20 protein-coding genes are annotated in these 21,873 nt (G+C 59.9%); 14 read left to right on the plus strand and 6 right to left on the minus strand.

Going from position 1 to position 21,873, the window contains the following annotated elements; translation table 11 throughout:
- Nucleotides 1–197: 197 nt before the first annotated feature.
- A complete protein-coding gene (locus CMG77_RS10980) occupies nucleotides 198–851 on the plus strand; it encodes a TorF family putative porin (protein WP_265365635.1) in 654 nt (217 codons plus the stop codon).
- Between the two features lie 270 nt (nucleotides 852–1,121).
- Nucleotides 1,122–3,407: a TonB-dependent receptor gene (locus CMG77_RS10985; protein ID WP_286805321.1), complete on the plus strand. Its 2,286-nt coding sequence runs from the start codon at nucleotides 1,122–1,124 to the stop codon at nucleotides 3,405–3,407.
- A 13-nt stretch (nucleotides 3,408–3,420) separates the two neighbouring features.
- On the opposite strand, the gene CMG77_RS10990 is transcribed toward CMG77_RS10985, so the two are convergent.
- Genes CMG77_RS10990 through CMG77_RS11000 form a run of 3 tightly spaced genes read right to left on the minus strand, consistent with a single transcriptional unit; the run spans nucleotide 3,421 to nucleotide 5,866 of the window.
- The gene (locus CMG77_RS10990; protein ID WP_286805322.1) at nucleotides 3,421–4,110 is read right to left on the minus strand and encodes a glycerophosphodiester phosphodiesterase; all 690 of its coding nucleotides are present in this window, start codon (nucleotides 4,108–4,110) and stop codon (nucleotides 3,421–3,423) included.
- A 5-nt stretch (nucleotides 4,111–4,115) separates the two neighbouring features.
- A complete protein-coding gene (gene murU, locus CMG77_RS10995) occupies nucleotides 4,116–4,793 on the minus strand; it encodes an N-acetylmuramate alpha-1-phosphate uridylyltransferase MurU (protein ID WP_339619111.1) in 678 nt (225 codons plus the stop codon).
- A gap of 5 nt (nucleotides 4,794–4,798) precedes the next feature.
- Complete coding sequence (locus CMG77_RS11000) at nucleotides 4,799–5,866, minus strand: aminoglycoside phosphotransferase family protein (protein WP_286805324.1); 1,068 nt, start codon at nucleotides 5,864–5,866, stop codon at nucleotides 4,799–4,801.
- Nucleotides 5,867–6,357: 491 nt separating this feature from the next.
- Here CMG77_RS11000 and CMG77_RS11005 point away from each other — a divergent pair, with 491 nt between their 5' ends.
- The 8 genes from CMG77_RS11005 to CMG77_RS11040 all read left to right on the plus strand — a co-directional run bounded on the left by CMG77_RS11005 (nucleotide 6,358) and on the right by CMG77_RS11040 (nucleotide 14,965).
- Nucleotides 6,358–8,706, plus strand: coding sequence for an LPS-assembly protein LptD (locus tag CMG77_RS11005; protein WP_502691866.1), 2,349 nt, complete (start codon nucleotides 6,358–6,360; stop codon nucleotides 8,704–8,706).
- 22 nt (nucleotides 8,707–8,728) lie between these two features.
- Entirely contained in the window at nucleotides 8,729–10,033 is a 1,305-nt protein-coding gene (locus tag CMG77_RS11010) for a peptidylprolyl isomerase (RefSeq protein ID WP_286904478.1), read from the plus strand.
- Nucleotides 10,030–11,040, plus strand: coding sequence for a 4-hydroxythreonine-4-phosphate dehydrogenase PdxA (gene pdxA / locus CMG77_RS11015; RefSeq protein ID WP_286904479.1), 1,011 nt, complete (start codon nucleotides 10,030–10,032; stop codon nucleotides 11,038–11,040). Before CMG77_RS11010 ends, pdxA begins: the two co-directional genes overlap by 4 nt.
- Nucleotides 11,037–11,870 carry a 16S rRNA (adenine(1518)-N(6)/adenine(1519)-N(6))-dimethyltransferase RsmA gene (gene rsmA / locus CMG77_RS11020; protein ID WP_246004362.1) on the plus strand — a complete coding sequence of 278 codons (834 nt, stop codon included), beginning with the start codon at nucleotides 11,037–11,039 and terminating at the stop codon, nucleotides 11,868–11,870. The genes pdxA and rsmA overlap by 4 nt, the downstream gene beginning before the upstream one ends.
- 76 nt (nucleotides 11,871–11,946) lie before the next feature.
- On the plus strand, nucleotides 11,947–12,318 hold the full coding sequence (apaG, locus tag CMG77_RS11025; protein WP_123638053.1) for a Co2+/Mg2+ efflux facilitator ApaG/CorD: 372 nt from the start codon (nucleotides 11,947–11,949) through the stop codon (nucleotides 12,316–12,318).
- Nucleotides 12,319–12,329: 11 nt separating this feature from the next.
- Nucleotides 12,330–13,154: a symmetrical bis(5'-nucleosyl)-tetraphosphatase gene (locus tag CMG77_RS11030; protein ID WP_024460978.1), complete on the plus strand. Its 825-nt coding sequence runs from the start codon at nucleotides 12,330–12,332 to the stop codon at nucleotides 13,152–13,154.
- A gap of 119 nt (nucleotides 13,155–13,273) precedes the next feature.
- Nucleotides 13,274–13,981 carry a putative porin gene (locus CMG77_RS11035; RefSeq protein WP_286805328.1) on the plus strand — a complete coding sequence of 236 codons (708 nt, stop codon included), beginning with the start codon at nucleotides 13,274–13,276 and terminating at the stop codon, nucleotides 13,979–13,981.
- A gap of 144 nt (nucleotides 13,982–14,125) precedes the next feature.
- Entirely contained in the window at nucleotides 14,126–14,965 is an 840-nt protein-coding gene (locus CMG77_RS11040; protein WP_286805330.1) for a LysR family transcriptional regulator, read from the plus strand.
- Here CMG77_RS11040 and CMG77_RS11045 read toward each other — a convergent pair.
- Nucleotides 14,962–15,174: a PA3496 family putative envelope integrity protein gene (locus CMG77_RS11045; protein WP_238559225.1), complete on the minus strand. Its 213-nt coding sequence runs from the start codon at nucleotides 15,172–15,174 to the stop codon at nucleotides 14,962–14,964. The two genes, CMG77_RS11040 and CMG77_RS11045, sit on opposite strands and share 4 nt — an antisense overlap.
- Between CMG77_RS11045 and CMG77_RS11050 the strand changes: the two genes are divergently transcribed.
- Genes CMG77_RS11050 through CMG77_RS11065 form a run of 4 tightly spaced genes read left to right on the plus strand, consistent with a single transcriptional unit; the run spans nucleotide 15,173 to nucleotide 17,873 of the window.
- Nucleotides 15,173–15,340 (plus strand): hypothetical protein, encoded by a 168-nt coding sequence (locus tag CMG77_RS11050; protein WP_170162874.1) that lies wholly within the window; start codon nucleotides 15,173–15,175, stop codon nucleotides 15,338–15,340. The two genes, CMG77_RS11045 and CMG77_RS11050, sit on opposite strands and share 2 nt — an antisense overlap.
- A gap of 3 nt (nucleotides 15,341–15,343) precedes the next feature.
- Nucleotides 15,344–15,826: an ATP-dependent zinc protease family protein gene (locus CMG77_RS11055; protein ID WP_322113804.1), complete on the plus strand. Its 483-nt coding sequence runs from the start codon at nucleotides 15,344–15,346 to the stop codon at nucleotides 15,824–15,826.
- Nucleotides 15,827–15,846: 20 nt separating this feature from the next.
- Nucleotides 15,847–16,755, plus strand: coding sequence for a 30S ribosomal protein S6--L-glutamate ligase (gene rimK / locus CMG77_RS11060; protein ID WP_265365623.1), 909 nt, complete (start codon nucleotides 15,847–15,849; stop codon nucleotides 16,753–16,755).
- Between the two features lie 5 nt (nucleotides 16,756–16,760).
- Nucleotides 16,761–17,873, plus strand: coding sequence for a succinylglutamate desuccinylase/aspartoacylase family protein (locus tag CMG77_RS11065; RefSeq protein WP_123638049.1), 1,113 nt, complete (start codon nucleotides 16,761–16,763; stop codon nucleotides 17,871–17,873).
- 115 nt (nucleotides 17,874–17,988) lie between these two features.
- On the opposite strand, the gene CMG77_RS11070 is transcribed toward CMG77_RS11065, so the two are convergent.
- Together CMG77_RS11070 and hisC are read right to left on the minus strand one after the other, a co-directional pair.
- Nucleotides 17,989–20,280: a putative bifunctional diguanylate cyclase/phosphodiesterase gene (locus CMG77_RS11070; RefSeq protein WP_286904482.1), complete on the minus strand. Its 2,292-nt coding sequence runs from the start codon at nucleotides 20,278–20,280 to the stop codon at nucleotides 17,989–17,991.
- 303 nt (nucleotides 20,281–20,583) lie between these two features.
- Nucleotides 20,584–21,645 (minus strand): histidinol-phosphate transaminase, encoded by a 1,062-nt coding sequence (gene hisC, locus CMG77_RS11075; RefSeq protein WP_286904484.1) that lies wholly within the window; start codon nucleotides 21,643–21,645, stop codon nucleotides 20,584–20,586.
- Nucleotides 21,646–21,873 lie beyond the last annotated feature (228 nt).

The following is a 21,873-nucleotide window of genomic DNA, read 5'->3' on the forward strand; positions in this document are numbered from 1 at the left end:
AATGGTGCGCATAAAAAGTAATAACGCTCGGCGCTGGCTGGCTTATTTTTGTAACGTATTGATATAAAAAGGAAATTTAAAGTTGGCTCGGTCTTCGCTAAAGCACCGGTACCTGTACAACAATCGGGTAAGCCCCTCGGTTCGCCGAGAGCCTGGGGCACAAAACTCGAAGATCGCCAACGTTAGAGGAAGAACTCATGAACATGAAGCAAAAAATCCTGGCTGGTGCCGTCGCCGCGTCTGCAATAGCTTCTGCCGCTCTGGCTCCTGTGGCTCACGCCGAAGTGTCCGCCTCGGTGGGTGCTGCCAACATGTACTACTGGCGTGGTTATGATCTGGGCAACGGTGATCCGGCGGTCTGGGGCGATATCAACGTAAGCAGCAACGGTTTCTATGCCGGTATGTGGGCTTCCTCTGGTGACGCCGCCAACGGTACCGAATACGATCTGTACGCAGGTTACGGTTCTGAGGTCGGTGGGTTCACTTATGACATCAGTCTGTGGAGTTACTCTTACCCATCAGAGCCGGTAGCCAGTCCGACAGGACCTGGAGATCTGGTTGAAGCCGTTATCGGCTTGGGCTACGGAGCATTCTCACTGACCTATTACGATAACATTGAAAACAGCGCCAATCCTGATGGTGAAGACTACTGGTACACTACAGTGGGTGCTGCAGTTGGTGATTTCTCGTTCACTTACGGTGTGCACGAGTATGACTATGCCCACTTCGATATTGGTTACGCTTACAACGAAAACCTGAGCTTCACGCTTGGTCTGGTAGCTGACGATGTGGATGGAACCGAGAACGACGAAGCCAAATTCGTAGTCGGCTTCAGCATTCCGATCGAATAAGCTCACGTTTCCGGCCTGAAACCTGAGAAAAGGGTGCCTCATTGAGGCGCCCTTTTTTTGTATTGGCGGCACCTGATTCCCTCTCAATGCGCCCATATGTGCCAACCCGACGCGCTGCGTGGAACCCGGGCAGTGCGGATGCTAAGGTTAGGTCAGCCGTGGCCTTCGGTCGGCGACGGCATTTGGGGCAAGTTCGAGGTACGCCATCGATGTGAAGTGCTCGGCGAGGAGTTTGCCGGTTTGTGCTGCAAGGATAAAAGGAGAACGCGCATGCAGCGAACGTTACCCACCCAATTCATTACCTCCAGTCTCACCCACGGCGCTTCGCCGTTTCGCGCTCGCCGCTTCGCTTTGGCGCTGACGGCCGGGCTGTTGACTTGTGCCGGTTCATCAGTCTCTGCCGCCACCTCTCAGTCGGTGATTGAAGAGGTGCTGGTGACCGCCCAGAAACGCGAGCAGTCGATGCAGGATGTCTCCGTCGCCGTCACCGCTTTTTCCGGGGCGGCCATCGAAAAGATGGGCTTTGAAGAAGGCCTGGATATCACCCAGCAAGTACCCAATATGAATTTCTTCGCCATCTTTGGCGAAGCGTCCAGCCCGTCGATCAGTCTGCGCGGTATCAGTCTGGTGAATTTTTCCGATTCCTGGGAGTCGCCGGTCGCACTCTATGTGGATGACGTCTATCGGGGCAATCCCGCCGGTTCGGCGATTCAGCTGTTTGATCTTGAACGGGTGGAGGTCTTGCGTGGCCCCCAGGGCACCCTTTACGGGCGCAATACCACCGGTGGCCTGGTTCACTACGTGTCCAAACGGCCCACGGAAACCTTTGAGTCCTCGGCCAGCGTCAGTTACGGACGCTACGCTGAAGTGATTGCCGAAGGCATGATGTCGGGACAGCTGGCGGATGGTTTGATGGGACGTGCCGCCATCAAACGCACTCACAATGACGGCTGGCAGGTCAACGCGGTGGATGGTCAGAAGCTGAACGACACCAACAGTTTCGGTTACCGCCTGCAATTGCTGCGCGACTACGATGACGATGGTCAGTGGTTGCTGAACGTTCATGGCAGTCAGGCCGACCAGCAATCCGTGGGCTTTGCCCACATGGGCTATCTGGAATCGGCGGATGAGTCGGCGGCGACCTGTAGCATCGCTCGGATTCAGTCGGGGCTGTGCACCAGCGCCACTTTTGACATGACCGGGCGCGAAGCGGCCGGCGGCATTTTCGATCCCGGCCAGGTGGCTTCGAGTTCGCCGGGTGGCCTGACCACGGACATCAAAACCTTTGGCTCATCATTGACCGTGGAGTTGCCGGTCACCGAGGGTGTGACTTTCACTTCGGTCAGTGCACTGGAAGCCCTGGACAAGTTCATGCAGGACGACGGCGATGGCACGCCGGTGGTGTTTTTTGATGAGCAGTACTCGGTGGACGCCGAGCAGCTTACTCAGGAGTTCCGTGTGAATGGCCGAAGCGCCCGGTCCAAATGGGTGACCGGGCTGTATTACTACGATGATCACCGCGATCTGCTGACCGAGGCGCCCACCACCGAAAGCGCCCGAACGGATGACTGGTATGAATTTTTTCATCGCGAGGATGTGTCGCTCGACAGCCAGTCCTGGGCGATATTCGGTCAGTATGAATACGACTTTACCTCCCAGCTCACCGGTATCGCCGGGGTGCGCTATACCGAAGAAAAGCGTCAGTTCCGTCAGGATGCGGGCCCGAGTTTCTATGAGGAGATCGATGTTCGGGACAGCCTGGAAGAGGACTCGGTAACCGGCAAGCTGGGTCTGGATTGGCGCCCCAACCCGGATACCCTGATTTACGGCAGCGTGTCCACCGGCTTCAAGAGCGGCGGCTTTTCCGGCAGCTACAACGCCTCCCTGGAAGCGACCCGGCCGGTGGAAGCGGAAGATATCACCAATCTGGAACTGGGTTATAAAAACACCATGGCCGGTGGCCGCGTGCGGCTCAATGCCTCAGTGTTTACCTATGAGGTGGAAGGCTATCAGGCGCAGGTGTTCTTGACGGTGGCCGATGGCAGTGTGATCACCAATGCGGGCGATGTGACCGGCACCGGTGCCGAGGTCGAGGTGAATGCGCAGGTTACCGACAACTTCGAAGTGATTGCCGGGCTGGGTTGGCTCGATACCGAATTTGATTCCGATCAGATCTTCATCGTGGCCGGGGATGAGTACACCTTCGATGGCAACGAACTCCCCTCGGCCCCCAATCTGACCTATAACCTGGTGGCCCGTTACTACCAGGGTCTGGGAGATCGCGGGGAGCTGACTTATCAGGTGGATTACAGTTGGCAGGACGATCATTTCCTGCAGATTGAAAATGATCCCTACTCGAAACAGTCGGCCTACGGACTGGTCAACGCCAAGCTGAGCTGGATGTCCCCCGAGGGCACCTGGACGTTGGCGGCTTTTGTGACCAACCTGACCGATGAAGAGTACTTCACCTATCAGAACACTCTGGGTTCCGATTGGGGTTACGGTGTCTGGGGTAAGCCGCGTATGGGCGGCGTGCGTGTGGGGTGGAAGTTCTGAACGCGCCGGCCGGTCAATTCTCGGCCAGATAACGCATCAGTCCATCGGGGTGGTCGGTAAAGATGCCGTCCACCCCAGCTTCCATCAGGCGGCGCCAGTCTTTGGGGTGATTGGCGGTGTAGATCCACACTTTCCTGCCGCGCTGTCGAATATCCTCAATCAGCGCTTCGGGCATGAAGTCCTGACTGAGGTGCACGCTGTACGCATCGATCCGATCCGCGCTCTGCGCAAGATCCAGCGGTACGCCGTAGAGTAGCAGCCCGCGCCGGACCTCGGGCAGGCGTTGCTGTAACTGAGCCAACTGGCAGTGATCGAAGCTCGAGACGATCCAGGAATCGTGGCTCTGACCGGTATTCTGGCGGTGGGCAGTGAGAATGCGCACCAGGGCGTCCACGCAGTCCGGGCCTTTCAGTTCGATATTTAGCAGGGCGCGCTCACCAACCAACTCCAGTACCTGGCTGAGCCGGGGCAGGTGCTCACCATTGCTCAGGCGCAGGGCTTCGAGGTGATCCCGCGACAGATCGGACAGGACCTCATAGCCGGCAATCTCACGCCCCAGACGGCGGTCGTGGGTCACCCACAGCTCGTCGTGTAACTGCCACACATCAATTTCAATCGCCGGTGCGCCCATGGCCAGGCTGCGACGGATGGCCTCCAGGCTGTTTTCCGGCCCGGGCCCACCCCGGTGTGCGATACATAGCATAGTGATTACCCCGTGGTGGATTGCAGCTGTTGCTCCAATTGGGAGAGGCGCTCGGGCGTACCCACATCACTCCATTGGCCGTGGTGCACCCGACCTTCCAGTTGTCCGGCCTCGATGGCGGGGCGCAGGGCTTCCAATAGCGGAAACACCGACCGGCGCTCGGGGTAGCGGGCCACCAGCGCCGGGCGCAGAAGGCTGACCCCGGCAAAGGTATAGCGCTCGGCGTCTGTCGCCAGGCCAACCCGCGAGGCGGACAGGCTGAAGTCGCCTCGGGGGTGAAATGTCGGGTTTGGGACCAGCAGCAGCCGGCCCAGAGCGGAGTCGGGCAGGATGGGCTCGGTCAGTGTCGGTAGCGGAAAGTCGGTCCAGACATCGCCATTGATCAGCAGGAAGGGCGCCTCGCCCAGCAGAGGCAGGGCCCGGTAGATGGCGCCGCCGGTTTCCAGGGGCTCGGGTTCGCGAGAATAGTGTATCGCCAGGCCAAAACGGTTGCCGTCTCCGGCAAACTGCTCGATTTTTTCGGCCAGGTAGGCTGTGTTGATGATGACCTCGCGTACGCCGGCTTGTGCCAGTGCCTCCAGGTGGTACTGCAGCAGTGGCTTGCCGCCCACCGCCAGCAGGGGCTTGGGGGTGTGGTCGGTGAGCGGGCGCATGCGCTTGCCCAGCCCGGCAGCGAGGATCATGGCTTTCACGGGGTGGTCTCGCCCGCCAGCCGATAGTCCTCGTACCACGACTGGCTCTGGGCCTTGGGCAGCACCTTGTGTTCAAACCAATAGCGAAAATCGGCCAGCTCGGGGTAGTGGCTGGCCACTTCGAGCACATAGCGAATGACCAGGGGCAGGTGTTTCAGATACTGGGGCTTGTCGTCGCGCAGGGCGAGGCGGGAGAAAATGCCCAGCACTTTCAGGTGTCGCTGCAGCCCCATCCAGTCGAACCACTGCAGGAACTGGCTCTCGGTGACGTCCTCCAGCAACCCGATGCCGCAGGCCATATTGCCGTAGCCCAGGGCCCACTGGCGGATCTGGTCGGCGGGCCAGCGGATGTAACAGTCGCGCAGCAGGGACACCAGGTCATAGGTGATCGGGCCCCAGACCGCATCCTGAAAGTCCACGATGCTCATACAGCCGTCGGGCCGGATCAGCAGATTTCGGGAGTGGTAGTCCCGGTGCACGGCCACCTGGGGTTGCTCCAGGGCGCTCTGTTCCAGGCGGTCAAAAACCTCTTCCAGCAGTGAACGCTCTTCGGAGGAAAGATCCAGCCCCAGCATGCCCTCGAGGAACCACTCGATAAACAGGTTGAGCTCCCGGCGCAGGAAGGCCTGGTCGTAGGGCGGGAAATGTTCACTGCCGGGAGTCTGCTGCAACGCGAGCAGTTGCATCAGCGCCTCGCCGTACAGGGCGGTGGCGGACTCTGGCTGCTGGCGCAGTGCGCGGTGCAGCAACCGGTCGCCAAAATCTTCCAGCAACAAAAAGCCGTTTTCGGGGTCTACCGAGGCGACCTTGGGAACCGCGATGTGGTGGTTGAGCAAGTGCTGGGACAGCTCGGCAAAGCGGCCAGCGTTCTCCTGCGGAGGCGGGGCGTCGACGGCCAGCAGCGAGGGCTCGGTGTTCAGGCGGTAGTAGCGGCGAAAGCCCGCATCACCGTTCAGGGGCGTGAACTGCAGCAACTCCGGTGAGCTGTGGGCGTGCAGCTCGGCCAATTGGGCTCTGGCCCAGTGTTCCAGTTGGTCCTGTCGAGCCGCGAGCGGGTCGGTCATGGGGCGTCCTCGTTATTGTGGATACTGCGTACTGGAATTCTAACCCGGTTTGACCGCAAGAAGTCAAAGCCGGTAGCCGGAAAAAGGGTTGAATCCCGGGCTTTCATTCCATGACCGGGCTTATTCAAGTAGAATTCCCGGCGTTTCGCACGGTTCCTGTCACTGGCCCACATCAGCCTGAGGTACCCAGGCAACGAGCCAGGTCGATATCAAGGCCAGGTCAATATCCAGATAGTCCCAACACCGAGATCGTTAGCTACATGGATTCAGTCTATTCGCTTTTTCGCTCAGCAGGGTCCGAGGTGGGCCGTCGCTGGCTTTGCTGTCTGGTGCTGGCGGCCAGTCCTCAGGTGCTTGCCCAGGCGGGTGCTGACGGAGCCCGGGAGACCGAAGAGCGTGACGCAGAGGCCAGCGATCTTGACTGGGTGCCCGCCGAGGCGTTGACCGAGGCCCAGAAAGCGACCCTGCCCACCGGCTGCTGTGGGGCCTATATGGCGCCTGCGCGCGACGATGCGGACGCCCAGGTGCCGCCGGATGAGGCGGCCACCCGACTGAGCGCGGATCGCTCCGAATCCCGCGGGCAGACCCACCACACCCTGGAGGGTGATGTCAGGGTAAGCCAGGGAACCCGCAGCCTGCGGGCGGATCGGGCGGAAGTGGACCAGACCACCCGCGATGCCCAGGTGTCCGGGGATATCCAGATCCGGGAGCCGGGTGTTCTGCTGCGTAGCGAGTCGGCCCAGATGAACCTCGACAGCGGTGATGCCGAGCTCGACGACGCCCGCTTTGTGCTCTACGAAAGTCGGGTGCGGGGGAAAGCCGATCGGCTGACCAAACTGGGCGATCATTTTATCGGTCTGGAAGACAGCGCCCTGACCACCTGTGAGCCGGGCAGCGATGCCTGGAGCCTGAAAGGGCAGGCGATCAACATTTATCCCGAACGCCACTATGGCACGGCCAAGCACGCCCGCATGGAAGTGTTCAATGTGCCGGTATTCTACGCCCCCTACCTGCGCTTTCCGATCGACGATCACCGTCAGACCGGGTTTCTGTTCCCTTCACTGGGGGAGAGCCGACGCAACGGGTTCGAGGCCTCGATTCCGTTTTACTGGAATATTGCCCCGAACCTGGATGCGACCATTACGCCGGAGTACATGTCCAAGCGCGGAACGCTCTGGGGGCTGGAAACCCGACATCTGTCCCGGCACTTTGAAACCCGGGTGAGCGGCGGTTTTCTGGACGAAGACGAGAACCCCTACAGCGGGGCGCAGCGGGATGTGAGCGATGAAGAGGGCGATGACCTCAACCCCTACTTCGGCGAGTCGCGCTGGCAGTATCAGATACTGCAGCAGGGCGGTGCGGGGCAGCGCTGGAGTACGGAAATCGACTACACCGCAATCAGCGACAACGATTACCTGCGCGACCTGAACAGCAGCGGTCTGGATGTAAACCGGACCGCCCAGGTGGCCAAGCGGGCCCGGGCCGCCTACCAGGGGGATCACTGGTTGCTGGGCATCAAGGGCGAGGAGCTGCGCGCGCTGAGCACCGCCAAATGGCCGCACCGGGAACTGCCCCGGATCAATGCCGACGGTCGCTACCAGTGGGGCAACTGGGTTCTGGGGCTGGACAATGAGTACACCTACTTTGACGTGAACAGCACCTTCGAGAATGATAACCCGGAGTTCATCGATAACCTGCTGGTGGGTGAGCGGTTCCGCACCGATTACAGTTTGACCTGGGACAAGGACTGGGTGTGGGGCTTTTTCAAGCCGAGCGCGATTGTCAAAAGTCTGAGCTATCAACTGGACGAAGATCGATTGGCGGAAGGGGCTGAGCCCGACCCCAGTCTGGTGGTACCCCAGGGCACACTCGATATGGGGCTGTACTTCGAGCGGGATGGCCAGCTGTTCGGCAAGGGGTTCCTGCAGACGCTCGAGCCCCGGCTGTTCTATTTTTACAGTGACTTTGAAGATCACAGCGACCTGTTCGGCGTGAGCCGGAACAATCGTCCGGTGCTGTTTGATGCCAAGCCGCTGACTTTCCAGTACAACCAGCTGTATCGCACCTCCCGTTTTGCCGGCGGGGACCGGATCGAAGACGCCAATCAGCTTTCCGTGGGGCTGACCAGCCGGTTTATCGACCCCCTGACCGGGGTGGAGCAGATGAGCCTCAGCGTGGGGCAGATTTTCTATTTCTCCGATCGCCGGGTCGGTCTGAACACCCCAGACCTTGAGTATGACCCCGAGGAGAATCCGGACGCGGAGCGCCCCGAGGAGACCTACGAGCGTTCCGAGCTGGCCGGTCAGTTCACCGCCCGGGTGGGCGATCGGCTCAACATCAACGCCAATGTGGCCTACAACGAGTTTGAAAGCCAACTGGGCAGCGCCAATGCCAGTATCCGCTATATGGACCAGGCCGACCGGATCATGCACCTGGGCTACCGCTACACTCACCGGCCGCCCTCTCCGGGCCTGGAAGACCCGACCGCGGTGCAGGAGCGGGCCCTGGATCAGGTGGATTTTGCCTTCCACCTGCCTGTGGCGGCGCAGTGGAGCCTGGTCGGGCGCGCCAATTATGACTTTACCTATGAAAAGGAACTCGATACCTTCGTCGGACTCGAATACAACGACTGCTGTTACCGGGTCCGGCTGCTGGCCNGGCGCTGGCTGGACTTCGACNACACGCCGAACTTTCTGGAGCGGGTAGACGCTGACGATTACGANCAGAGCATCATTTTTGATTTTCAATTCAAGGGTCTGGGCAGCATCAACCGCAAGGTCAATGATCTGCTNGAGAAAGCCATTCCGGGCTACGGCGTCCNGGACGGTTCGATCCGCTAACCATTAGAGATAACTGACTGTTATGCAAGCAAACCGGATTACCCAACGTCTGATTCCCGCTGTTCTGGCGTTGTTGCTGGCCAGCCCNCTGGCGCTGGCAGAAACCGAAATGCTCGACCGCGTAGTGGCCATCGTCGGAGAAGACGTGGTGCTCGAAAGCGAGCTGGAAGAGCGGCTGGCGTCCATCAAGGCGCGTATTCAGCAATCGGACAGCAATCAGAATCTGCCCCCGGACAGCGTATTGCGGGACCAGATTCTGGACCAGTTGATTCTCGANCGTCTGCAGATGGAAATGGGGCGCCGGTTCGGCATTGAAGTGTCCGATCAGCAACTGGATCAGACCATCGCGCGCATCATGCAGACCAACAACCTGACCGAAGCNCAGCTGCGCGCCGACCTGGAAAGCCAGGGGCAGACGCTGGAGGGCTTCCGGGACCAGATTCGCCGGGANATGTGGGTCAACCAGATCCAGCAGGCGGTGGTGAACAGTCGGATCGACGTCAACCAGCAGGATATTGAAAGCTTCCTGGCCTCCACCGATGGCAAGTTTGCCACCTCCCCGAATTACCGCCTGGGNCATATNNTGCTCTCGGTGCCCAGCAGNGCCAGTGACGAAGAGGNCTCTGAGGTGCAGGAAGAGGCGGAGCGCATCCGTCAGGANCTGGTGGACGGNGCCGACTTTGANCAGATGGCCATCACCCACTCCAACGANGCCAACGCCCTGCAGGGCGGTGAAATTGGCTGGCGCAANCTGGAGCAACTNCCGGAGCTGTTTGCCGATGTGGTCGCGGGACTGGAAGAGGGNGATGTGTCCGAGCCGGTGCGCAGTGGTGCNGGCTTCCATATTCTGAAAGTNCATGAGACCCGCAGCAACACCGGCAACAGCATGGTGGANCAGACCAAGGCCCGACACATTCTGATCAANACCTCGGAAATNGTCGACGATGCCGCTGCCGAGCAGAANCTCACCGAGTTGCGCGAGCGGGTGCTCAACGGTGAGAGCTTTGCCGANCTGGCCCGGGAGCACTCCGAGGATATCGGCTCCATGCTCCAGGGCGGCGATCTGGGCTGGACCATGCCCGGNCAGATGGTTCCCGCCTTTGATCAGACCATGAACGAGACCGANGTNGGTGAGGTCAGNGAACCTTTCAAGAGCCAGTTTGGCTGGCACATCCTGANGGTCGANGATCGCCGCGAGCAGGACATGAGTGAACAGATGATCCGCAATCAGGCCGCAAACATGCTGCGCGAGCGTCGCTTCGACGAAGAGCTGCAGACCTGGCTGGCGGAAATNCGGGAAGAGATTTACGTGGAAGAGAAGTTGTGACCGAGGCTCGTAACCCTTTACGCCTGGCGCTGACGCCGGGCGAACCGGCCGGGATCGGGCCGGATCTGGCGGTCCAGTTGGCCCAGACCGAACGCGCCGATGAAATTGTGGTGATCGCGGACCCGGCACTGTTGCAGGACCGGGCCCGGCAACTGGGACTGCCTCTGACTGTCCGTGAATTNAATCCCGCCGATGTGGCGCAACCCCAGAGACCAGGGGAGCTGACCGTCGCTCCNGTGCCCCTGCGCGCGCCTTGTGAGCCNGGCGTACTGAACCCGGCCAACAGCGCCTATGTGTTGCAGACCCTGGACTTTGCCATCGCCGGCTGTCAGGCGGAGACGTTTCAGGGACTGATTACCGGCCCGGTGCACAAAGGGGTGATCAATGAAGCGGGTATTCCGTTCAGNGGTCACACCGAATACCTGGCGGACAAAACCGGTACTCCCCGGGTGGTGATGATGCTNGCCACCGAAGGGCTGCGAGTGGCGCTGGCGACCACACACCTGCCCCTGCGCGATGTTGCCGATGCCCTGAACGAAACGCTGCTTACGGAAGTGCTGGATATCCTGCATGGCGATCTGCAGCGGGATTTCGGTATCGCCGAGCCGCGCATTCTGGTGTGTGGCCTGAATCCCCATGCCGGCGAGGGCGGACACCTCGGGCGGGAAGAAATCGATCTGATCGAACCCGTACTGGAGAAGCAGCGGGCCAAAGGTCAGACACTGATCGGCCCGCTACCCGCCGATACCCTGTTTACGCCCAAGCACCTGGAGCAGGCCGATGCGGTAATGGCCATGTATCACGATCAGGGGCTGCCGGTATTGAAGTACAAAGGCTTTGGTCAGGCGGTGAACGTCACTCTGGGGCTGCCCATCATTCGTACCTCCGTGGACCACGGCACGGCGCTTGATCTCGCGGGCACGGGCCGAATCGATTCCGGGAGTCTGCAGACCGCGCTGGATTACGCGCGCACCATGGCGGCGGCCCGCTTCGGAGGTCGCTCATGAGTCGGCCGGGCAAGCAACGCATGGGCAACGGCGAGGCCCCCCACCGCGCCCGCAAACGGTTCGGTCAGAATTTTCTGGTGGATGGCAACGTCATCGATCGCATCGTTGGGGCCATCAACCCTCAACCCGGCGAGCTGCTGGTGGAAATTGGCCCCGGTAAAGGCGCGCTGACCGCGCGCCTGGCGGACAAGGCCGAACATTTACGGGTCATTGAGTTGGACCGGGACCTGGTGCCCTGGCTGAAAGTACAGTTTGAAAAGCACCCGGATTTTGAGCTGTTCCAGGCCGACGCGCTGAAGTTTGATTTCACTACCTTGATGAATGACGAGCAGTCGCTGAGAATTGTCGGCAATCTGCCGTACAATATTTCCACGCCGTTGATTTTCCATCTGCTCAGCTACGCTGGGCAAGTGAAAGACATGCACTTCATGTTGCAGAAAGAGGTGGTCAAGCGAATGGCTGCCGGCCCGGGTGAAAAAGCCTATGGCCGACTGGGCATCATGGTGCAGTACGACTGCCAGGTCGAACCGTTGTTTGAAGTACCGCCCGGTGCTTTCGACCCGGCGCCGAAAGTGGACTCCGCCGTCGTTCGGCTGACTCCCCACGCCCGGCGCCCGTTTACCGCCACCAACCGGAAGACCCTCTCCCAACTGGTCAATGTCGCCTTTCAGCAGCGGCGCAAAACCCTGCGTAACGCGCTGAAGAATCTGGTGGAGCCTGAGCAGTTGGACCAGCTGCCGGTGGATGCCAGTTTGCGTCCGGAAGCCCTGTCACTGGAAGACTACGTTCGCCTGGCCAACGCCATCGACACCTTGAATTCGGCGTCTTAGCCCCCACAGTAAGACGCAGTTTCCGCCTTCAAGGGCGTCGCCCTGGCGAGCCCGCACTCTGGAGTGGCCTGGTCCTATGACGCACAACATTCGGGTATCCGTAAAACCCGCCTACATTGAACAGCAGTCCCAACCCGCTGAACACCGCTTCGTGTACGCCTATACCATCACCATCGACAATCAGGGTGATGTGCCTGCGCAACTGATCGGTCGGCACTGGGTCATACGCGATGCCGACGAAAAGAAACAGGAAGTGCGTGGCATCGGGGTGGTCGGTGAACAGCCACACCTGCCGCCCGGCAAACGCTTTACTTACACCAGCGGTGTGATTCTGGATACCGAGACCGGTATCATGGAGGGCAGCTACCAGATGAAGACCGAGGATGGCCAACTGTTTGATGTGCCCATCCCTGCCTTCGCACTGGTACCGCCCCACGCGATTCACTGACCGGAGCGTTCATGAGTACCTATGCCATCGGGGACATTCAGGGCTGTCTGGGTCCGTTGAGACAGTTGTTGGATCAGGTCAACTTCGATCCCGCCGAAGACCGGTTGTGGATTGCCGGCGATCTGATCAACCGCGGTCCGAGCTCGCAGGAAACCCTGCGCTTTCTGTACCAGATGCGCGACCGCCTGACGGTGGTGCTGGGCAATCACGATCTGCACCTGATTGCGGTGGCGCGAGGACATCGCGCCCCGAACAATAAAGATACCCTCGAAGATATTCTCGGCCACGACGAGCATCCGGAATGGATCGAGTGGCTGCGTCAGATGCCGTTGCTGCATCACGATCCGACATTGAATTTCGTTATGACTCATGCCGGCATTCCTCCACAGTGGCATCTTGAGCGGGCCAAGGCCCACGCGCGTGAAGTTGAAGCGGTTCTGCAGAGTAGTCAGTTGGATGACTTTCTGGCCCATATGTACGGCAACGAACCGAGTCAATGGAAGCATAAGCTGTATGGTATGGATCGGCTGCGGATGATCACCAACTATTTCACCCGCATGCGTTTTTGCACGGCCGACGGTGATCTGGACTTGAATAACAAGGGGGAGGCGGGTTCTCATCCGCCCGGATTCGCTCCCTGGTTTGCACACCCGAAACACAAGTGTCGCAACGAACGGATTCTGTTCGGTCACTGGGCAGCCCTGGAAGGCAAGGCCGACGCACCCAATGTGTTCGCACTGGATACCGGTTGTGTCTGGGGCGGTTCGCTGACCGCGATTCGTTTGGAAGATCAGAAAACTTTTCGTTGTGATTGCTCGCTGTTAAAGAATTTGTGAACTGTGCACCAAAATTGCACAGGGAGTGTGACAAACTGAGCGCCGCCAATTAGAATGCGTCCCGCGCATCACCCGATGCGTTTCTGATTGGACAATTGATGTACACAAAAGGAGCACTCATGAAAATCAAATCTCTGGCACTGGCAACCGCTTTTTCCCTGACGTCCGGCTTGGCGATGGCAAACAGCTATCAGGCCGAAGTCGGCGCTAATTACACTGATGTCGAGAACGGCGACGGCGTTTTTGGCATGTATGGCGAGTTCCATTTCTCTCCGGTACAGACTCGCAATCACCCGCTGGCGGAAGCCGCTTTCCTTGAGCGCTCTTCCAATGTGTATGCTGCGGCAGACGACGACTTTGATGTGCTAACCATCGGTGGTGAGCTTTACGTTCCCGACACTATGTTTTACGTGGGTGGTCGTGTGACCCGCGTAGATAATGCGGCCGGTGATGAAACCACCGCTTATGCCACTCTGGGCCTGACACCGGTCGACGGTCTGTTGGTTACTACAGAGTTCTCTGAAGATGGCTACGATGCCAACATCAGTGCCAAGTACGTGACCAGCCTGGGTGGCGGTAACTTCGTCAACCTGGAAGGGACCTATCAGGATACTGATTTCGATGATGATATCCTGTCTCTGGGTGCCGATTTCTATTTCGATCGCACCTTCAGTGTCGGTGCTGGTTATACGGACTTTTTGGGTGATGATCAGTTTACCCTGCGTACTGAAAAGTTCTTCACCAACGAAATCAGCGGTCGCCTGTCGTTCACCGACTCCGACGCGGCTGGCAATGTCTTCACCATCGGCGGTGCCGTTCGTTTTTAAAAAAACAGAAACGATGGTGATGTCAAAAAAACCCGGCCTGGCCGGGTTTTTTTGTGTCTGAAGGTCGGGTTTCCCTTGCACTTGTGAGAACGCCCCGATAGATTTCCCCTACACCACTGACTTGGGGCGACCGTGGATATTGAATTGCTCAGAACCTTTCTGGAAGTGACCCAGACCCGACACTTCGGGCGTGCTGCGGATAAACTGTTTATTACGCCCGCGGCGGTCAGTGCCCGTATTCGTCAGCTGGAGCAGACCCTGGGGGTCACGCTGTTTTTCCGTACCCGGGGCAATATCCAGATGACCGCCGAAGGGGAGCGGCTGCTGCCGCACGCCCATCACCTGCTGGAGGCCTGGGCGGACACTCGACGCGAGCTGGCCCGGGAGGCCGAACCCGACCGCCACCTTCGCCTCGGTGCCACGCCGGGGCTCTGGCAGTTCCTGCTCGCGGGCCTGCCCGCCTGCCTGCAGCGGGAACTGCCCGATATGACCTTGCGCGCCGAAGCCTGGTCGCCCGACGAGCTGCTCGACCGGTTGTCGGCCGAGCAGTTGGATCTTGCATTGTTGTACGACCTACCGGGAGATGGCGCCCTGAAGTCCCGCCGTATTGGTCAGGTGCGCCTGGCTCTGTTCAGCAGTCAGCCGGATCTGGATGTGAAGGCTGCACTGGCCGACGGGTATGTTTCGGTGGACTGGGGCGCGGCCTTTGCCCTGTTTCAGGCCAAGCGCTTTGGCGAGGTGACGGCGAGCCTGCATACCAACCAGGCCAGTGTGGCGCTGGCGACTTTTCGCGAGCGAAGGGCAAGCGCTTACTTACCGGAAGAGTTGGCAGGCGAGGGGGTGTATCCGGTAAGGGGGGCGCCCGAGTTTACCCGGCCCCTGTATGCGGCGTTTCGACCGGAGCAGGAGTTCAGCCCCAGTGTGCAGCGAGTGCTGGATGTGTTGGTCGAGGGCGATGCACTATCGCCCTCTCAATCCTCTTAGAAATCGAGTTCCCAGAGATCGTCACAGCCGAGCTCTTCCTTCAGCCGACGCCGTTCCAACCGGTCTTCGATCTTCCGGCGCATATCCAGAATATGTTGGTTGGCCTCGCGGCCTGTCAGCTTCACCGGCTCCTCGTCGTTCTCGGCCTCGGTGGGCATATCGTTGATGTAGTCGGTATCGTCATCGGAATGATCAATGTTCACAGCCATGGACATCTCCAGCGTAAGAAATGACAATGCACAAGCGGGTTGTGTCATGAGCCAGTTGGTTCATGCCGCTAACCACCAGGCCATGTGGCGCTATTTACCACGGGGAGTGCCGATGGCAAAGCAAAAAAAATTTGCCGTCATCCCTAATTTTTCTGATCCTGAGTGAGCAGTGAGGAAATCAGTGGATATCCAGGACAAGACCGTGATCGGCTGGCGCGAATGGGTGCGGATGCCCGCCCTGGGCCAGGCCGAAATCAAGGCAAAAATCGACACCGGAGCGCGCACCAGTGCGCTGCACGCTTACTTTGTGGAGCCCTTTGAGCTGGATGGTCGCCCCTGGGTGCGTTTCGGGCTGCACCCCCGTCAGAAGGATACCGAGGTGCAGATCGAGTGCGAGGCACCGGTGATTGACCAGCGCCGGGTCACGGACTCCGGCGGTCACGCCGAAATGCGCTACGTCATCGCCACCACCATGGTGCTGGGGGATCAGGCGTTTGAGGCCGAGGTGACCCTGACCGACCGGGAGAATATGCTGTTTCGAATGCTGCTCGGGCGCGGCGCGCTAAAGCCGCGCTTTCTGGTCGATAGCGACCAATCCTTTCTGCTGGGGGGCTCGAAGTTCCAGCCCCCCGGTGAACTGAACCTTTCCTGATTTGAGCCATTGGACCATCTATGAAAATTGCCATTCTGTCGCGCAACCGTCGACTGTACTCCACCCGACGTCTGATTGAAGCCGCCGAGGAACGCGGCCACGAGGTGCGGGTACTGGATATCCTCAAGTGTTACATGGATATCACTCCGTCCAACCCGAGTATCTGGTATATGGGCGAGAAGCTCGACGGGTTCGACGCGGTCATCCCCCGTATTGGCGCTTCGGTGACCCACTACGGCCTGGCGGTGATCCGTCAGTTTGAAATGATGGGCGTCTACTGCCTGACCGAGTCGGTCGCGCTGGGGCGCTCCCGGGACAAGCTGCGGGCCATGCAGCTGTTTTCCCGCAAAGGGCTGGGCATGCCGCGCACCAGCTTCGCCTACCACGTGCACAACACCAAAGACCTGATCAAGCTGGTGGGCGGCGCGCCGCTGGTGGTCAAGCTGTGTGAAGGCACCCAGGGGCGCGGCGTGGTGCTGGCGGAAACCGCCAAGGCGGCGGAGAGTGTGATTGAGGCCTTCCGCGAACTGCGCGCCGAGTTTCTGGTGCAGGAGTTCATCAAGGAAGCCGGGGGCAGCGATATCCGCGCCCTGGTGATCGGCACCAAGGTGGTGGCGGCCATGCAGCGCACCGCCATGGAAGGGGAGTTCCGCTCCAACCTGCACCGAGGCGGTAGCGCTCAACTGGTCAAGCTGACGCCCTCCGAGCGCCAGACGGCGGTCAAAGCCGCCCAGACCATGGGGCTGTCCATCGCCGGTGTTGACCTGCTGCGCTCGAGCCGGGGCCCGCTGCTGATGGAGGTGAACTCTTCGCCGGGTCTGGAAGGTATAGAAGGGGCCACGCACAAAGATGTGGCCGGTGCGATCATCAAGTTTGTCGAGGAAAACGCCAAGCCCAACAAAACCCGCACCCGGGGCGGTAAAGGGTAACGTCTATGGCCAACTCCTCACCCGCCGCCAAAACCGACCCGGGCCGACGCGCCCGGGAAAAAAACCGCACCCTGGACATTGGTGGCGTCAAGGTGGCCCCGGGGGAGCGTACGTCGGTGGATATCCCCCTGGCCGCCATGTACACCCACTCGGATGTGGAGATGACAGTACACGTCATCAACGGTCGCCGGCCCGGTCCCTGCCTGTTTGTCAGCGCCGCCATTCACGGCGATGAACTCAATGGTGTGGACATCATCCGTCGGCTTCTCAACTACAAACAGCTCAACCAGTTGCGCGGTACCCTGATCGCGATTCCCGTGGTCAACGTGCACGGCTTTCTGAACCAGTCCCGCTACCTGCCCGACGGCCGGGACCTGAATCGCAGTTTTCCGGGCAGTGAGCGGGGCTCCCTGGCGGGGCGGGTGGCGAATACTTTCGTGGGCGATATCCTGAAAAACTGCACCCACGGTATCGACCTGCACACCGGCGCCCGCCATCGCAGTAACCTGCCCCAAATTCGCGCCGACCTGAGCTCGGACGAGACGCGCAATCTGGCCATGCAGTTCGGTGTGCCGGTAGTGCTCGATGCCAAGCTGCGGGACGGCTCAATGCGCGAGGCGGCCTCTGATATGGGCATTCCCCTGTTGTTGTATGAAGCCGGGGAGGCTCTGCGCTTCGATGAGCTGAGCATCCGTGCCGGTGCCCGGGGTATCATCAATGTCATGCGCGAGCTGAAAATGCTGCCCCAGCGCAAACGCCCGGCCAAAATCCCCCAGGCCGTGGTCGCCTCAGACAGCCGCTGGCTGCGCGCCCCCACCAGTGGTGTGATGCGCTCGCGGGTGCAGTTGGGGGCGCGGGTCAAGAAGGGCGATGTGCTGGGGATGATTGCGGACCCGTTGGGGCTGAATGAATCCCCGGTGCTGGCACCCGCCGAGGCCATCGTGATCGGCATGACCCACCTGCCGCTGGTCCACGAGGGCGAGGCGCTGTACCACCTGGCGAATTTCCATCGCCGCACCGGCAAGGTCGCCTCCGAGGTGCAGGGCTTCCACGAGCATTTCAGTGATCAGGAAGAAGAACCGTTCTTTATCGGATGGGATGATTCGTTGGAAAACTGAGTTTGGGAACGGCGGATGCGCGCTTCGCGCTTATCCGCCCTACGCNCATTTATACCGCTGCGCTCGGCCGTAGGGCGGATAAGCGAAGCGCATCCGCCGTTACCCANCCGCCANATCACGCCAACGCGTTCANCTTCACCACATTGCCGTCAAAGGCNAANTGCTTNCCCACNAANCGTGCNTCGAACTGCCGGGCGGTGAGNGGCTTGGAGAACAGGAAGCCCTGGCCCTGATCNCAGCCCTCATCACACAGCCANTCCGACTGAGCGGGCTTCTCNACCCCCTCTGCCACCACCGACAGCTGCATGTTGTGCGCCAGNCCAATGATCGACTTGGCAATGGCCGCATCGTTCGGGTCGCTCTGAATATCGTGAATNAAACTGCTGTCGATCTTCANCTTCTGAATCGGGAAGCGCTTCAGNTACGCCAGGGACGAATAGCCNGTGCCGAAATCATCAATCGCCAGATACAGCCCCATCTGATTGAGNTGCTTGAGCTGATTGATGGTCTCACCGGCGTGCTCCATGGCNCAGCTCTCGGTGATCTCCANCTCCAGATACTCCGCCGGTAAGCCGGTCTCCCGCAGAATGCTTTCCACCTTCTCCGGGAAATTGCGCTGGCGGAACTGGCGCGGTGACAGGTTCACCGCCATGCGNCCCACTTTCTTGCCCGAGTCCANCCAGCGNTTCTGCTGNTAGCANGCCTGGCGCAGCACCCACTCGCCAATGGGCGCNATCAGGNCGGTTTCCTCGGCCAGGGGAATGAAATGAGCCGGGGAGACCAGNCCGCGTTCCGGGTGTTGCCAGCGCACCAGCGCCTCCACACCCATCAGCTCGCCGGTTTTCAGATCGATCTGGGGCTGATAGTGCAGAATCAGCTGCTCCTGCTCCACCGCCCGGCGCAGATCGTTTTCCAGTAGCAGGTAGTTGACCGCCGTGGCGCTCATGCCCTTGGCGTAAAACTGACAGTTGTTTTTGCCGGCTTCTTTCGCCTTGTACATGGCGATGTCGGCGTTCTTGAGCAGCTCGTCGGTATCGGTGCCGTCATCCGGGTAGACACTCACCCCGATACTCACGGTGGTGGTGATCTCGTGACCGGCAATCTCCAGCGGCCGGGCCAGAGTCACCAGCAGCTTGTTGGCGATGAACACCACATCTTCCATGTCGTGCACGCCCTCGAGCACCACCACGAACTCATCGCCGCCCAGACGGGCGACGGTATCCATGTCGCGCACGCCTTCGTTCAGGCGCATGGCGATGGCTTTGAGCAGCAGGTCCCCGGAGTCGTGTCCGAGGCTGTCGTTGATGTTCTTGAACCGGTCGATATCCAGCAACATCAACGCCAGTTTGCTGTTGCTGCGTTGGGCTCGGGCCAGGCCGTGATAGATGCGATCGTAAAACAGGGAGCGGTTGGGCAGGGCGGTGAGCGAGTCGTGGAAGGCCATGTAGTTCAGGCGCGACTGTTGCTCGCGCAGAGCATTTTCCGCCAGCTTGCGCTCGGAGATGTCGGTGCAGATGGTACAGACACCGAACACATCGTTATTCGGGTTTCTGAGGGGGAACTTCACCATCAGATAGGTGTGCAGGCTGCCGTCCTTGTGCATCAGCTCCAGTTCGGTCTCGAAGGTCTGCTGCTTGTCCTGGGTGGCCAGGTCAATATCCCAGAGTGCCTGAGCCACTTCCTTGGGGTAGACGTCGAAGACGTTCTTGCCGACAAACCCCTGCTCGTCCACGTTCTGCAGCTGCTTGTAGTGCTCACTGGCGAGTACCACATTGCCGTTCAGGTCCTTGACCGAAATCAGGGCCGGAGAGTGGTGCAGAATGGCGTGCAGGTAGGTCTCGCTGGCCCAGAGGGCCTGCTCGGCCAGGCGGTGGCGCTCGCTCTGCTCGTCGTGGCGCCACATTTCGATGATCTGTCGGGCCAGCAGGCCGCTGAAGGCCCATACGGTATCCAGCTCCTGAACGCTGCGCTCCAGGGCGGGCAGATCGTCCTGGCTTTCCAGATAGAAGGCGGCGATGGGCTTGTCGTGCTCGAAAATGGGGTAGAGATAAGCGGAGCGGGTGCCCTTGGGGGTGATGTCGTGACCCAGGCGGACAATGGCGCTGCTGTCCAGGGCAATGGGCTGTCCCTCGGCAAAGACGCGCTCGATCTGGTTGTGGGGAAAGCCTCGGAGCTTGTTCAGGGCAGTGGCGACGGTATCGATTTCGGGCTGTTTCTGGGCGTTCAGGCGGGCGATGGATTCGACGAAGAGTCGTCGGTCCCGCTCTATGATCAGCGCGGCCCGGCTCACCGCAGGCTTGGCCATGACCAGCTTTACTAGACGTTCGGCGATTTGTTTGTGGTTCAGGTCGGTGAACAATCGTTGGAAACGCTTGATCAGTTCAACCGCCGTCAATTTCGTCTGCATAGTCGCCCAGTTTGGGTGGTCTTCGTGGCTAACATCAAACCCGATCGCCGCTTATTACGGCGTGTCGGTTTCAGCTCCTTGTACAAGGCGCCTTGCTCCTGGTGATCTGGCTTGCGTTGCTTTACGTGCCAGATAGCGCCAATCTATTAAATTCTTTCACAATACGCAAGAAATCCTGACGCGCGTACTGATCGAATGACCCCAACGACCTGTTGTTCAGGTTATTATTTTTTTTCATAAGACCTGCATCATAAGCCGCCTTTGGCGCAAGAATCAAGGCCCGATTGGCGGCTGTTGCTTTGTTCAGGAGAGGATGGCCTTGAGCGCGGTGATCAGCGCCTGCATTTCGGTGTCGCTGCCGATGGAGATGCGCAGGTACTCGGACAGGCGGGGTTTGTTGAAATAGCGGACGATAATGCGGGCGTCGCGCAGTTGGCGGGACAGTTCGGCCGCGTCCTCACCCTCGGGAACGCGGGCGAAGACAAAGTTGGCTGCCGAGGGCNCGGTCTGGAAGCCCAGCTCCTGCAGGCGAGCCTCGGTCCATTCCCGGGTGGCGATGACCTGATCCCGGCACTGACGGAAATAGTCGTCATCCTCGATGGCCACAATGGCGGCGGCCTCGGCCAGGCGATCCACCGGGTAGGAGTTGAACGAATTCTTGACCCGCTCCAGCCCCTCGATCAGCTCCGCCGAACCCAGGGCGAAACCCAGGCGCAGGCCGGCCAGCGAGCGGGATTTGGACAGCGTCTGGGTGACCAGCAGGTTGGGGTAGCGGTCCACGAGTTGCGCCGCGCTCTCGGCCCCGAAGTCGACATAGGCTTCGTCGATCAGCACAACGCTATCGGTGTTCTCTTTCAGCAGTGCCTCAATATCGCTCAGGGGCAGTGCTCGCCCGGTGGGCGCATTGGGGTTGGGGAAGATGATGCCACCGTTCTCTCGCCGNTAGTCGGCCAGATTGATGCTCAGGTCGTCGGCCAGGGGCAGCATTTCATAGTCGATGTCGAACAGNTGGCAGTANACCGGNTAGAAGCTGTAGGTGATNTCCGGGTAGAGCAGGGGGCGCNNCTGTTTGAAGAAGGCCATGAAGGCAAANGCGAGCACTTCATCGGANCCGTTGCCNACGAAGGTCTGTTCGGGCTTGAGCCCATAATAATCGGCGATGGTCTGTTTGAGGGCGCTGGAGTTGGGGTCGGGGTAGAGGCGCAACTTGTCGATGGCCCCATCGGTCAGCACGTCCCGCACCCGGGGGGAGGGCGGAAACGGACTTTCGTTGGTGTTGAGTTTGATCAGCCCATCAATTTTGGGCTGCTCACCCGGCACATAGGGCTCAAGCTCACGGACCCGCTCACTCCAGAAACGCGACATGTAAAGACCTTCTTTGGGTTTACGTCAAAACCGCCATTATACATGAGGTGCTCGTTGATTCGTGGCTCGTAGGAAACGCATGTCGTGCCACTTTGGGGTAGCACGGTAGTCGCATCACGTCCGGGCCGGGAAGGGGAAGCCCTTTCAAGACACGCCGTAAACCCGGTCCCTACGCGCTCCCGGCGCTTCGGGACACTTCCCACATCCATGTGGGTCGTCCACGGGGGC

It is taken from the genome of Marinimicrobium sp. (assembly GCF_002695945.1).
Lineage (GTDB): Bacteria > Pseudomonadota > Gammaproteobacteria > Pseudomonadales > Cellvibrionaceae > Marinimicrobium > Marinimicrobium koreense.

Excerpts from the sequence above, each read along its gene's own strand:
- CMG77_RS11065 (WP_123638049.1), top strand. The coding sequence starts at position 16,761 with ATGGCCAACTCCTCACCCGCCGCCAAAACCGACCCGGGCCGACGCGCC.
- CMG77_RS10990 (WP_286805322.1), bottom strand. The coding sequence starts at position 4,110 with ATGCTATGTATCGCACACCGGGGTGGGCCCGGGCCGGAAAACAGCCTG.
- CMG77_RS11000 (WP_286805324.1), bottom strand. The coding sequence starts at position 5,866 with ATGACCGACCCGCTCGCGGCTCGACAGGACCAACTGGAACACTGGGCC.
- CMG77_RS10980 (WP_265365635.1), top strand. The coding sequence starts at position 198 with ATGAACATGAAGCAAAAAATCCTGGCTGGTGCCGTCGCCGCGTCTGCA.
- CMG77_RS11050 (WP_170162874.1), top strand. The coding sequence starts at position 15,173 with ATGGACATCTCCAGCGTAAGAAATGACAATGCACAAGCGGGTTGTGTC.
- rsmA (WP_246004362.1), top strand. The coding sequence starts at position 11,037 with ATGAGTCGGCCGGGCAAGCAACGCATGGGCAACGGCGAGGCCCCCCAC.
- CMG77_RS11035 (WP_286805328.1), top strand. The coding sequence starts at position 13,274 with ATGAAAATCAAATCTCTGGCACTGGCAACCGCTTTTTCCCTGACGTCC.
- murU (WP_339619111.1), bottom strand. The coding sequence starts at position 4,793 with ATGATCCTCGCTGCCGGGCTGGGCAAGCGCATGCGCCCGCTCACCGAC.
- apaG (WP_123638053.1), top strand. The coding sequence starts at position 11,947 with ATGACGCACAACATTCGGGTATCCGTAAAACCCGCCTACATTGAACAG.
- CMG77_RS11045 (WP_238559225.1), bottom strand. The coding sequence starts at position 15,174 with ATGGCTGTGAACATTGATCATTCCGATGACGATACCGACTACATCAAC.
- rimK (WP_265365623.1), top strand. The coding sequence starts at position 15,847 with ATGAAAATTGCCATTCTGTCGCGCAACCGTCGACTGTACTCCACCCGA.
- CMG77_RS11030 (WP_024460978.1), top strand. The coding sequence starts at position 12,330 with ATGAGTACCTATGCCATCGGGGACATTCAGGGCTGTCTGGGTCCGTTG.
- CMG77_RS10985 (WP_286805321.1), top strand. The coding sequence starts at position 1,122 with ATGCAGCGAACGTTACCCACCCAATTCATTACCTCCAGTCTCACCCAC.